This is a genomic window from Sphingobium sp. CFD-2, from assembly GCF_024611135.1.
In the GTDB taxonomy this organism is placed as follows: domain Bacteria; phylum Pseudomonadota; class Alphaproteobacteria; order Sphingomonadales; family Sphingomonadaceae; genus Sphingobium; species Sphingobium fuliginis.
Window position 1 is genome coordinate 1,151,889 of the sequence record NZ_CP084406.1, and the last position, 11,584, is coordinate 1,163,472.

10 protein-coding genes are annotated in these 11,584 nt (G+C 68.6%); 9 read left to right on the forward strand and 1 reads right to left on the reverse strand.

Annotation, left to right across the window (positions count from 1 at the left end; all coding sequences use genetic code 11):
• The first annotated feature begins 44 nt into the window (after window positions 1-44).
• From LDB29_RS25340 to LDB29_RS25380, 9 genes are all read left to right on the forward strand, one after another.
• The gene (locus LDB29_RS25340) at window positions 45-2,009 is read left to right on the forward strand and encodes a methyl-accepting chemotaxis protein (protein ID WP_044661101.1); all 1,965 of its coding nucleotides are present in this window, start codon (window positions 45-47) and stop codon (window positions 2,007-2,009) included.
• Window positions 2,006-3,412, forward strand: a complete 1,407-nt coding sequence (locus LDB29_RS25345; RefSeq protein WP_044661100.1) for a chemotaxis protein CheW — start codon at window positions 2,006-2,008, stop codon at window positions 3,410-3,412. The genes LDB29_RS25340 and LDB29_RS25345 overlap by 4 nt, the downstream gene beginning before the upstream one ends.
• Entirely contained in the window at window positions 3,409-4,554 is a 1,146-nt protein-coding gene (gene cheB, locus LDB29_RS25350) for a chemotaxis-specific protein-glutamate methyltransferase CheB (protein WP_044661099.1), read from the forward strand. Before LDB29_RS25345 ends, cheB begins: the two co-directional genes overlap by 4 nt.
• Window positions 4,551-5,387 (forward strand): protein-glutamate O-methyltransferase CheR, encoded by an 837-nt coding sequence (locus LDB29_RS25355; protein ID WP_044661098.1) that lies wholly within the window; start codon window positions 4,551-4,553, stop codon window positions 5,385-5,387. The genes cheB and LDB29_RS25355 overlap by 4 nt, the downstream gene beginning before the upstream one ends.
• Entirely contained in the window at window positions 5,387-7,336 is a 1,950-nt protein-coding gene (locus tag LDB29_RS25360) for a chemotaxis protein CheA (RefSeq protein WP_257557477.1), read from the forward strand. The genes LDB29_RS25355 and LDB29_RS25360 overlap by 1 nt, the downstream gene beginning before the upstream one ends.
• On the forward strand, window positions 7,333-7,578 hold the full coding sequence (locus LDB29_RS25365) for a hypothetical protein (protein WP_044661096.1): 246 nt from the start codon (window positions 7,333-7,335) through the stop codon (window positions 7,576-7,578). Before LDB29_RS25360 ends, LDB29_RS25365 begins: the two co-directional genes overlap by 4 nt.
• A gap of 81 nt (window positions 7,579-7,659) precedes the next feature.
• Window positions 7,660-8,043 carry a response regulator gene (locus LDB29_RS25370; RefSeq protein WP_025549511.1) on the forward strand — a complete coding sequence of 128 codons (384 nt, stop codon included), beginning with the start codon at window positions 7,660-7,662 and terminating at the stop codon, window positions 8,041-8,043.
• Complete coding sequence (locus tag LDB29_RS25375) at window positions 8,040-8,678, forward strand: chemotaxis protein CheX (protein WP_025549510.1); 639 nt, start codon at window positions 8,040-8,042, stop codon at window positions 8,676-8,678. The genes LDB29_RS25370 and LDB29_RS25375 overlap by 4 nt, the downstream gene beginning before the upstream one ends.
• The gene (locus tag LDB29_RS25380) at window positions 8,671-10,650 is read left to right on the forward strand and encodes a hybrid sensor histidine kinase/response regulator (RefSeq protein WP_137708871.1); all 1,980 of its coding nucleotides are present in this window, start codon (window positions 8,671-8,673) and stop codon (window positions 10,648-10,650) included. The genes LDB29_RS25375 and LDB29_RS25380 overlap by 8 nt, the downstream gene beginning before the upstream one ends.
• 42 nt (window positions 10,651-10,692) lie before the next feature.
• Here LDB29_RS25380 and LDB29_RS25385 read toward each other — a convergent pair whose 3' ends face one another.
• The gene (locus LDB29_RS25385) at window positions 10,693-11,457 is read right to left on the reverse strand and encodes an IclR family transcriptional regulator (protein WP_048576901.1); all 765 of its coding nucleotides are present in this window, start codon (window positions 11,455-11,457) and stop codon (window positions 10,693-10,695) included.
• Window positions 11,458-11,584 lie beyond the last annotated feature (127 nt).

An 11,584-nucleotide genomic window follows, 5' to 3' on the forward strand; every position in this document is an offset into this window, starting at 1 on the left:
TCGCTTATGCGGGTAGGAAATCGAAGCGAGGAAGAGAGTTACCCATGGCCCTGGTGAAAAAGGCTGCGCTCGGCAAGGCTGGCCGTGGCAGATCGGTCGCATCCTCTCCTGACGACAGGCCGGCAATGGACAAGTCCGTGGCCCCCATCGGGTCCAGCCCGCCCAAACGGCTCCCTGCACGGCCGGGACGCAGGCGCAAGCCCCTGACTGCGGTCGAGCGGCTCGACCAGGCGACGCAGGAACTCGCCAGCGGGTTGGGGGAATCGGCGTCCGCCGCGGCCGAACTCCAGCGCAATGTCGAGCAGATGGCGAGCGGCGCGGAGGAGGCGGCCAGCGCCGCGCAGGAGTCGCTCGGCCTCGTCGGCCATCTGCGCGCCAATTTTCGGGAAGCGAGCATCCGCGCCGCCGCATCGCGCAGCCAGACCGAAAGGCTGGAGGCGTCGTTCAAGGAAATCTCCGAACAGATCGATGCTTCCGTCGCGGCGATAGAGTTGAACGCCCGCCGCCAGCTTGGCTCGGTCACGGTGATAGAGCAGTTGGAACTGGCCGCCGGCCGCATCGGCGCGGTGGGCGACGCCATGGGCGACCTGGCCGAACAGACCGGCATGCTGGCGCTGAACGCGTCGATCGAGGCGACCCGCGCCGGGGACAGCGGCAGGGGCTTCGGCATCGTTGCCGACGAGGTTCGCGAACTGGCCGAAGCGTCGGAGGCCAGCGCGACCGACATCCGCGCGATTGCGACGGGCATCGTCGCGGAGGTCCGCGCGATTGCGGCGCGGGTCCGCGCGGCCAGCGAACGCGCCAGCGGGGAGGCGCGGAGCGGCAGCCATGTCAGCACAGCCCTGGAAGAAGCGCGGGACGCCCTCGCCACCGTTCTGGGCGGCGCGCAGGAGATCGCCGCCGCCGCCCTCCAGGCCGAGGTCGCCGCCACGGAATCGGAACGCGGGGCCGAGCAGGTCGCTAGCGCCGCGGAGGAACAGTCCGCCGCCGCGGCCGAGGCGCAGCAGGCGATAGAGCAGCAGGCCGCCTCGCTGGAGCAGAGCCAGCAGACGGCGGAAGCGCTGGCGGCGCTGAGCGGCGCGCTGGGGACGGAACGGGCCGGTTCGCAGGAGGTCGAGCAGATCGCCGTGGCCGCCGAACAATTATCCGCCACGGTGCAGGAGCTGTCGGGCGCATCCAGCCAGATCCAGATCGCCATCGAGCAGATTGCGCGCGGCGCACAGCTTCAAAGCGCCGCCACATTGCAGGCCAGCGCCGCCATGGGGCAGATCGAAACCAGCGCCACCATTGCAAAGGACAGGGCGGCCGGCGCGGTCGAAAGCCTGGACGGGCTGGTCGCGACGGTCGGGGAAGGAAGCGCGAAACTGACCGGCCTGATCGACGGCGTGGGCGCCGCCGTCGAAGACACGCGCGCCGTGCTGGACCTGCTCGGCAGGCTGAACGAAACGGCGCGGCGGGCGGAGAAGGTGGCCGACACGCTGGCGCTCGGCGCGCTCCAGACCAACATGCTGGGGGTGAGCGGCGCGGTGGAGGCGACCCGGTCCGGAGAAGCGGGCGAAGGCTTCACGACCGTCACGGCCGACATTCGGAAACTGGCGCGCAGCCTGGCCGCCAATGCCGAAGAAGGCAAGGATGTCGTGCGCGCCATCCAGGAAGGCATTCAGATCGCGCAGCGCACGCTCGACCAGATCGCCGCGGCGGGGGAGACGGAAACGACGCGCAACGAAGCGCTGCTTGCCCGCTTCGCCGGCATGGCTGCGGAGCTGAACGCGACCCGCGCCGACAATGGCGTGATCCTCGATGGCGCGGAGGCGATACAGCACGCCGCGCGAGAGGTGCGAAGCGGCTGCGAGCAGATCGCCAAGGCGGCCGAACTGGCGGCCGAAGCAGCGCGGGAGGCGGGCGCTGCCGCTCACCAGCAGGCGCAGAGCGCGGAAATGCTGGCTGCGGCCATTGAAGACATCGCCTCTCTCGCCGCCTCGCTCAACAGCGGAGAGTCCGGCGCATGACGGCGGGCGACCGGCTCGTCTTCCGTGCCGGTGACAGGCGCTATGCCGTGGCGGCGGGCCGCGTGCGCGAACTCGCCCGATTGCCGCGGCTGACGCCGGTTCCACTGGCGCCGCCGGGTCTGCTGGGGCTGGGCAATGTGCGGGGAGAGACGATCGCGGTGCTTTCCCCGGCCGCGATGACCGGCGGCGAAGCGCTGGGCGCGGCGCGCCATTTGCTGGTGCTGGGGGGCAGCGATCCCATCGCCCTGGCCATCGATGCGGTGGAAAGGTCCGACGGGGACGAGGCGGGCAGGATCGAGGATTTCCCCCTCGACCAATGGATCGCACAGGCCTTTCCCCTGCGCGCGAGTGCGCGACGCGCCAGCGCAGGCGGGGCCATGGCACGACCTGTCCGGCACGCCATGCGGGACGACCGGCTGGCGCTGCTGCGCGTGGCGATAGGCGATCAGAGCTTCGCCCTGCCCCTGGAGGAGGTTGCGCAAGTGCTGCGCATGCCCCGCGACGTGGCGCTGCTCCCCGGCGCGGATGCAGCCGTGGTGGGGACGATCCGGTGGCGCGACCGGTCGCTGGGCGTGCTGTCGCTCCCGGCGCTGCTGGGCCTTTCCGGCGATGATGGGGCGGAGACGGACCGTGCCCGCCGCCGCATCGTCGTGGTGGCGCTCGGCGGGCAGAATCTGGGACTGCTGGTCGATCATGTTGAAGGACTTTTGCGCGTGTCGCCCGGGCGGATCGACAGCCTGCCCACCGCCCTGTTGCGGACGGAAGGCGAGGCGCGGATCAGCGCCATTTGCCGTCCGGAGGGCGGCGGCCGGCTGGTGTCGATCCTGGCGGTCGACGAACTGCTGCGTGATCCCGCCGCGCGCCTGCCGGTGACGAAGGATCAGCGAAGCGGCAAAGCCGCGCCTGCATCCTCCCCCTCCAGCGAGCGGATGTCCCTGCTGCTCGTCCGCATCGGTCCCCATGACCTTGCCCTGCCGGTCGGGGCCATCGACAAGGTGATGGGGCCGCCGGAGCGGCTGACCACGCTGCCCGGTGCGCCGCCGTGGCTGGCGGGTCTGGCGGCGGCTGGCGGCGAACCGCTCGCGGTGGTCGATCAAGTCATGCGCCTGACGGGTTCCCCGGCCAGCGGAGCGCGGCGACGGCTGATCGTGCTGCGCACCGACGGCCGGCGCGTCGGCTTTCTGGTCGACGAAGCGCGCACCGTCCTTGCCGTCGAACGCAGCATGCTCGTTCCCGCACCCCTTCCCGATGCGCTGGCCGACGGGATTTTCGGAGAGGTGCTGCACGCTTCGGACGGTGGCGGCAGAACGCTGCTCGTCGTCCAGCCGGCAGCGTTGCTTTCTTCAGCCGAGCAAGCCCTTATGGCCGAAATCGCCCGCCGCCAGCCGACGCCAGCGCCATGATCCGACTGCTGATCGTCGACGACAGCCCATTGATGCGGCAGCTTCTGACCGAAATCTTCGCCGAAGCCGGGGATTTCGAGACAGGCACGGCCCGCAACGCCGACGAAGCCCTGGCACAGCTCAGCGCGTTCCAGCCCGATGTCGTGACGCTGGACATTCACATGCCCGGAATGGACGGACTCGCCTGCCTGGACCGCATCATGGTCGAGCGGCCCACACCGGTCGTCATGCTGTCCTCCCTCACCGAAGCCGGGGCGGACGAGACGCTGGAAGCGCTGGCGCTGGGCGCGGTCGATTTCATTCCCAAGCCGCGGGGACCGCTGTCGATCGAGATCGAAGGAATCGCGGCCACGCTTGTCGCCAAGGTCCGCGAGGCCGCCAGCGCCCGCATCCCGCGCAGCGCCCGGCTGACCGAGCGGGTCCGGCGGCGCGCCGCCGCCACGCGCCTTGCGGGCGGCTCCGCTGCTCCCATCCGCCCGTCCATGCCCAGACAGGCCGCGACAGCCATTCCACCCCGCAGGCGGCCCGCCCGCCTTCCTTCGCACGGGAAAGCCGAGGCGCTTTCAGGGATAGAGGCGGTGCTGGTGGGCGTCTCCACCGGTGGGCCGTCGGCGCTGGACGCGCTGCTCGGTCCGCTGCCTGCCGACTTCCCCTGGCCCATCGTCATCGCCCAGCACATGCCGTCCAGCTTCACCGGGCCGCTGGCCCGCCGCCTCGACCGGGGATGCGCCATCGCGGTGGAGGAGGTGCGGCAGCCCCGCCCCCTTCGCCCCGGCACCGCCTATATCGGGCGGGGAGACGCGGACCTGATCTTCTCCCGCCGGGATGGCGTGCCCCAGATACTGGCCGCCCCGATGCGGGCGGATCGGCTATGGCATCCCAGCGCGGACCGGCTGGTCGAAAGCGCGCGCGTGCTGTTCCCGCCAGGGGCGCTGGTCGCCGTGCTGATGACAGGCATGGGGCATGACGGGGCGGAGGCGATGGCCGCCCTCCACCGGGACGGCGGCCATGTGCTGGCGCAGGACGAGGCAAGCTCCGTCGTCTGGGGCATGCCCGGCGCGCTCGTCGCCGCGGGCGGCGCCGATCTGGTCCTGCCGCTGGAAGAACTGGCGGCGCAGCTCCTCGCCTGGGCGCAGGGATGACGCAGGCGCCCGAAACGCTGCTTGCGGGATCGTCGCTGACGCGGCTGACGGCGCTGCTCTACCGCCTGACCGGCATGAAGTTCGACGAGAAGAAGCGCTTCTACCTCGAACGCCGGGTCGCGCACCGCATGGACCGGACCGCGACAACCGACATCGCCCGCTACCTCCTGCTGCTGGAGCGCGATGCGCACGAGCGGCAGATGCTGATCAACGCCGTCACCATCAACGAGACCTATTTCTTCCGGGAGGAGCATCAGCTCACCGCGCTGGCGGACGAGATCCTGCCCAGGATCGCCGCGGAAAAGCGGCCCGGCGACCTGATCCGCATCTGGTCCCTTCCCTGCTCGACCGGGGAGGAAGCCTATTCGATCGCGCTCTGGCTGCTGGAGCGATGGCCGCTGGTCGACGCCTATCATGTCGAGATCGTCGGGTCGGACATCGACACCCACGCGCTCGATGCCGCGCGGGACGGCCAATATGGCGCGCGCGCCCTCGCCCGGCTGCCGGCGGACATGCTCGCGGCCTATTTCGAACGCGAGCATCAGCACCGCCGACGGATCGTCCAGGACCTGCGCGAATCCGTGCTCTTCACCCAGGCGAACCTGAACGACGCGGCTTCGGTGGCGAGCCAGGGCCGCTTCGACATCGTGCTTTGCCGCAACCTGCTCATTTATTTCGACGACGAATCGCGCATCGCCGCCGCCCGGCATCTGCACGAGGCGCTTCTTCCCGGCGGCTATCTCCTGCTCGGCCATAGCGAATCCATGGCCCGGATCGACGAGCGCTTCGATCTGGTTCGCTTGCGCCAAGCAATCGTCTATCGTCGGCGCTGATGGACGAGCTGCTTCAACAATTCCTGCTCGAAGGACGCGATCTGGTGGCGGATGCGCATGCCGCCCTGGTAGCGCTTGGCCGCGACGCACGGGATCGCCCGGCGCTCGACCGGCTGTTCCGCGCCACCCATACGCTCAAGGGGTCGGTCGCCCTGTTCGACATGGCACCGGCGGAACGGCTGCTCCACGTCGCAGAGGCCCGACTCGAAGGCGCGAGGAAAGGCGACGGGGCGCTGGACGAAGCCATGCTCGACCTGTTGATGCAGGCGATCGACCAGACCGACCGCTGGATCGACGCCATGGAGGGCGCCGCTTCGCTGGACGCCGACGCCACCGGCCTTTCGGACCGCCTGATCGCCCTGATCGCAGGGGACGGGGAAACCGGTGAAGCTGACCTTCCCCTGCCTGTCTCACCGCGGGTCGCGGCTGATCAGGACTGGATCGCCGCCCTGCGCAGCCGCGCCGAACTGGCCATGGTCGACCCCGGCCGGGCGAGAACGGCCTTCCGCTATACCCCCGATCCCGACTGCTTCTTCCGGGGCGAGGACCCGCTGTCCATGGTCGAGAATGTGCCTCAATTGCTGGGCATCGCCATATTGCCCGCCGGCGATGCCTGGCCGGACCTCGCCACCTGCGAGCCGTTCCGCTGCATGGCCGCCATAGAGGGGTTGAGCGCCGCCGACGAAGCGCAGGTGCGCGCCGCGTTCCGGCTGGCGCCCGATCAGATTGCGGTCGCGCCGTTCAATCCGTCGCCAGCGGCAAGCGATTCTGCCCCCTATGCCGCCGAACTTGCGGCCACGCTCAGGGTCGAGGCGGCCCGGCTCGACCGGCTGGCCGACCAGAGCGGCGAACTTGCCGTCGCGATCCGTGCGCTGCAACCGATAGCGGCCCGCCTGCGCGCCATCGATCCGCTGCTCGCCGCCGAACTCCGTGCCGCGGAGGACGAGATCGCCCGCGTCGCCGGACAGCTCCAGCGCTCGGTCGCGCAGGTGAGGCTGGTGTCGCTCGAACCCGTGCTGCGCCGCCTGCCGCGGCTGGCGCGGGAGGCCGCGGCCATGGTGGACAAGGCGATCCGCTTCACCATCAAGGGGGAGACGGCGCAGGTCGACAAGCAACTGGCCGACCAGTTGTTCGAACCCCTGCTCCATCTGGTGCGCAACGCCGTCGACCACGGGCTGGAGCCGGCCGGGCAGAGGGTGGCCAGCGGGAAACCCGCCGAAGGGCGGATCGGGCTTGCCGTCCGGCAGGATGGCGGCCATATCTCCATCGTTCTGACCGATGACGGGCGCGGGATCGATCCGCAGGCGATGCGGGCGGCAGCCGTCGCCAAGGGCCTGATGAGCGGCGAGGCGGCGGCCGCGCTCAGCGACGCGGAAGCCTTGCATATCGTCTTCCTCCCCGGTTTTTCCACCGCCGAAAGCGCGACCATGCTGTCGGGCCGGGGTGTCGGCATGGACGCCGTGCGGGCGGCGGTCGAACGGCTGGCGGGGACCATCGCGATCCAGAGCGATGTCGGCCGGGGCACGCGCATCACCCTGCGCCTGCCGGCCAATGCGATCACGACTCCGCTTCTGGTCGTCGCGGCGGGGGACCGTCAGCTCGGCGTCAGGCTGGATCAGATCGTTGAAACCGCGCGGATCGACGCCAGCGCGGTCCAGCCGGTCGGTCAGGCGCATGCCTGCATATTGCGGGACAGGACCGTGCCCGTTCTGGACCTGGCGGCGCTGCTGGGGCTGGAACCCACGAGCGGCGCGCTTGCCCGGCTGGTGGTGACCGATGCCGGACCCTGCCGCACCGCGCTGCGCGTGGCTGCCTTTGGGGAGCGGTTCGACGCCGTCGTGCGCGAAAGCACGGGATTGCTGGCCGCCATGCCCGCCGTGGCGGGTACGGCGATGATGTCCGACGGCAGCGTGCTGCTGGTGCTGGACCTGCCGGAGCTGGTGGCATGAGCGTGGTCGTGGAGGAGGACCGGATCATCCTCTCTGGCGCTGCGACGGTGGAGGACGCCGAACCGCTGCTGGCCGCGCTGCTGGAGCATCCCCATCACAGGATCGACATTGCCGGGCTGGCGCGGGCGCATCTTGCCGTGGTGCAGTTGGTCCTCGCCGCCGGCCGGCCCGTCATCGGCCCGCCCGAAAGCGCGTTCCTGCGGGAAATCGCCTTTGCATCGCCAATGCGGATCAAGGTGTAACAATTTCATATCTGCGGTTGCGGTTCCTTTCTATAGAAGAAGCTGAAGGCCCGACCGGGTCGAGATTGAGTGGAGTCATGAATGCCCGTTACCGTGTTGATCGTGGACGACAGCAAACTCGCGCGGATCGTCGCGGGAAAGGCATTGGCGGAACTTCAGCCCGACTGGCAGAAAATCGAGGCCGGCAGCGGGGCGCAGGCGCTGGAACTGCTGGGCAAGGAGCGGATCGAAGTCGCTCTCATCGATTTCAACATGACCGAACAGGATGGGCTGGAACTTGCAGGTGAGATACGCGCTTTGAGGCCGGACATGCCGATCGCGATCATCACCGCCAACATCCAGGACGAGATCATCGCGCAGGCGCGGGCGATCGGCGCCGCCTTCATCGCCAAGCCCGTCACCAGCGAGGGCCTTGCCGGCTTCCTGACCGGCGCTGCGCTCAAGCTGAGGTCCAGCCAGGAATGATAACGGGCCACGTCGCGCTGAGCGAACTCGAACAGGACGCCCTGACCGAGATCGTGAATATCGGCGTGAGCCGCGCCGCCTCTTCCTTGAGGAAGATGATCGGGGACCAGGTCGTCCTGTCCGTCCCTTCGGTGGAGGTCGTGAGCCAGCGCCGCGCCGCCCGCCTGATCAGCGAGCGCGAAGTGGTCGACCTGATCGCGGTGCGGCAGGATTTTTCGGGCCCCTTTTGCGGGCGGGCCTTGCTGATCTTCCCCGAAACGAACAGCCTGGAGCTGGTTCGGGCGGTGACGGGCGGCGCCCTTTCGGCCGAGGAAGCGGTCGAGATGGAGCAGGAGGCGCTGGCCGAGACGGGCAACATCATCCTCAACAGCTGCCTTGCGACCATGGCCAACATGCTCAAGCGGTCGCTGTCCATGACCATCCCCGAAGTGCTGCGGGGCAATGGCGCGACCCTGTTCGAAATCGACGAAACGACAGGGTCGGAAGGGCTGGTCCTCTTTCTCTACATCGACTTTGCGGTGCGCCAGCGCGACATTCGCGGCTATATCGCGATGCTGATGGACATTCCTTCGCTCGCGACGCTCAAGCAGTTGCTCGACGAGTTCATCTCGCGCATCGTGGGCGAGGATGGCTGACGAAGCGATCATCGGAAACGCGGATCAATTGCGCGCCGTGCTCGCGGCGGCGGGGGCCAGCGGCGCCTGGGACTGGGACATCGTCCGGGACCGGCTGACCGTCGATGCCCGTTTTGCCGAGCTGTACGGATTGGGCGCCGATGCCGCCGACCAGCCATTGCCGACCGCCGCCTTCTTCCGCGCCATCCATCCGGAGGATCGCGCCCGCATCCGCATCGCGGTCGCTGGCATGCTGGCGGGCTCCGAATTCTTCTCCAAGGAATTCCGCATCATCGCTCCGGACGGTGCGATATTATGGATGCACGGCCGGGGCCGGAGCCAGCTCGACGATCAGGACGAGCCGATACGTTTCACCGGGCTGCTGGTCGATGTGACCGACCGCAAGCGCACGGAGGAGCGGCTCCGCATCGCGCAGAGCGCCGGCGGGATCGGCACGTTCGAATATCGGGACGGCTTCGCGACAGTGTCGGTCTCCAGCGAATTCTGCCGGCTGCTCGGCCTCCACCCCGCCGACCGGCTGCCGGTCAGGACGATCAACGCGGTCGTGTGCGAGGACGAGGAGCCGTTGATACCCGAAGACGGTGCGGAACCTGCCAGCATCGACAGCGTGTTCCGCATCCGCCGCAGCGACGATGGCGCAGACCGCTGGATCGCCCGCCGTGGCGAGGCGATGCGCGACAGCGAGGGTAGCGGTTACCGGCTGCTGGGCGTCATCTATGACGTGACCGATGCGAAGCTTCAGGAAACGCGGCTGCGCGAATTGAACGACACGCTGGAGCAGCGCGTCGCGCAGGAGATAGACGAACGCCTGCGGGCGGAGGATGCGCTCCGCCAGGCGCAGAAGATGGAGGCCGTCGGCCAGCTTACCGGCGGCATCGCGCATGATTTCAACAATCTGCTGACCATCATCACCGGCAGCGTCGACATGGCGCTGCGGCGGCTCGACAATTCGGCCGATCCCAGGGTGGGCCGCGCGCTGGACAATGCCATGCGCGGTGCGGAACGGGCAGCGGCGCTGACCCAGCGCCTGCTTGCCTTCTCCCGCCGGCAGCCGCTCGACCCCCGTGCCGTGGAGGTGCCCCGCCTGCTGGCCGGCATGTCGGACCTGCTCACCCGCACCATCACCGAAGTGGTCGCCATCGCCATCGAGGCGCCGGACGACGTCTGGACCATAGAGGCCGATCCGCACCAGCTTGAAAATGCGATCCTCAACCTGGCCGTGAACGCCCGCGACGCCATGCCGCAGGGCGGATCGCTGACCATCGCGGCGGGCAATCGGCAGGTCGCCGCGCACCAGAGCGACGAAAGCCATGTCAGTCCCGGCGATTATGTGGCGATCACGGTAAGCGACAACGGCACCGGCATGGACGCAGACACCCTGACCAAGGTGTTCGATCCCTTCTTCACCACCAAGGAGGTCGGGAAGGGCACGGGCCTTGGCCTGTCCATGGTCTATGGCTTCGCCAAGCAATCCGGCGGCAGCGTGCTGATCGACTCGGCATTGGGGGAAGGCACGACCGTGACGCTGCTGCTGATGCGCAGCGTCCAGAGCGCGGAACCGCCCGCCGATGCGATGGACGAGCGCGAACCCTTCGGCAGCGCGTCGGAAACGATCCTGGTTGTCGAAGATGACGACGATGTTCGCGCCTATACGGTGGGAACGCTGCGCGAGCTGGGTTATCGGGTGGTGGAGGCGCATGACGGTGCCTCCGCCCTTGCCCTGCTGGACAAGCAGGACCAGCCGATCAAGCTGCTGATCACGGACGTCGTCATGCCCCGCATGTCGGGCAGCGAACTCGCCGCCGCGGCCCGCGCCCGGCAGCCCAGGCTGCGCATCCTCTACACATCGGGTTATCCCAGGGATGCGATCATGCGCGACGGACGGCTGGACAGCGGCGTCGAACTGCTGGCCAAGCCCTTCACCTTCCGCAGCCTGGCGGAACGGGTACGCGAGATCATCGACAAGGGCTAGGACGCGCTGCGTCGAACGCGGGCGCAGGTCGTCGGTGGCGCCTCATTCCGCTGCGTTGAACGCCACCTGCTCGATCTCCCGCGCTGTGGCGTGCAGCAGTTCGATCACCTCGTCATGCCCGATCTTCCTCGCGCTCATCGACTGCGATATGGATATGGCGGCGGGCACCATGCCGTCCGGCCTCCGGATCGGGACGGCCGCGCAGGTCAGGTCTTCGGCAATTTCTCCATCGTCGATCGCATATCCCTGCCGCGCCACCAGATCGAGTTCGCATGCCAGAGCGCCAGCATCGACGATGGTGCGCGGGGTAAGGGCGACGAAGGGGCCGTTGGCGAGATAGGCATCCCGCTCGCCGCGGGGAAGATGGGCCAGCAGCACCTTGCCCATGCCGGAGCAATAGGCCTCCAACTGCATTCCCACCCGCGTGAACAATCCTGCCGCCCCCTGGCCGATTTTCAGGCGGTAGGTGACCATGTCATTTTCCAGCGTCCCCAGCTGCACGATCGTCCGCGCCTTCACGGCCAGCCGGTGCATGGCGGGCGCGGCGACGTTGACGATCAACTGCTTTTCGTCGAGCCGCTGCAAGAGCCGCAGCAGCCGCGCCCCCGCGACATGCCGCCCGCGCCCGACCGGCGTCAGATACCCTTCCTCGACCAGCGTCGTCACCTGCCGGTGGGCCGTCGCCACGGGCATGTCGATGGACCGCGCCAGCGCGGAAACGCTGTTCTGCCCGCCATCGGCCACAACCTCCTCCAGCATGGCCAGGGTCCGCTTGAGCGAACTGATTTGCGGCGTCCTGTTTCTCATGATGTGAGAAGATCACAGCTTGGCCCGGTGGCGTCAAGTACAAAGCTCCCTTATTCTCATGCGCTGTGAGGCGGGCCGTACCCGGCGCCGGCGACATGCGTTTCCTTTACGAAAAGGCTTGAAGGAT

Bases quoted from the DNA above. Each gene is read 5' to 3' on its own strand.
- LDB29_RS25340 (WP_044661101.1), top strand. From the start codon at position 45: ATGGCCCTGGTGAAAAAGGCTGCGCTCGGCAAGGCTGGCCGTGGCAGA.
- LDB29_RS25345 (WP_044661100.1), top strand. From the start codon at position 2,006: ATGACGGCGGGCGACCGGCTCGTCTTCCGTGCCGGTGACAGGCGCTAT.
- cheB (WP_044661099.1), top strand. From the start codon at position 3,409: ATGATCCGACTGCTGATCGTCGACGACAGCCCATTGATGCGGCAGCTT.
- LDB29_RS25355 (WP_044661098.1), top strand. From the start codon at position 4,551: ATGACGCAGGCGCCCGAAACGCTGCTTGCGGGATCGTCGCTGACGCGG.
- LDB29_RS25360 (WP_257557477.1), top strand. From the start codon at position 5,387: ATGGACGAGCTGCTTCAACAATTCCTGCTCGAAGGACGCGATCTGGTG.
- LDB29_RS25365 (WP_044661096.1), top strand. From the start codon at position 7,333: ATGAGCGTGGTCGTGGAGGAGGACCGGATCATCCTCTCTGGCGCTGCG.
- LDB29_RS25370 (WP_025549511.1), top strand. From the start codon at position 7,660: ATGCCCGTTACCGTGTTGATCGTGGACGACAGCAAACTCGCGCGGATC.
- LDB29_RS25375 (WP_025549510.1), top strand. From the start codon at position 8,040: ATGATAACGGGCCACGTCGCGCTGAGCGAACTCGAACAGGACGCCCTG.
- LDB29_RS25380 (WP_137708871.1), top strand. From the start codon at position 8,671: ATGGCTGACGAAGCGATCATCGGAAACGCGGATCAATTGCGCGCCGTG.
- LDB29_RS25385 (WP_048576901.1), bottom strand. From the start codon at position 11,457: ATGAGAAACAGGACGCCGCAAATCAGTTCGCTCAAGCGGACCCTGGCC.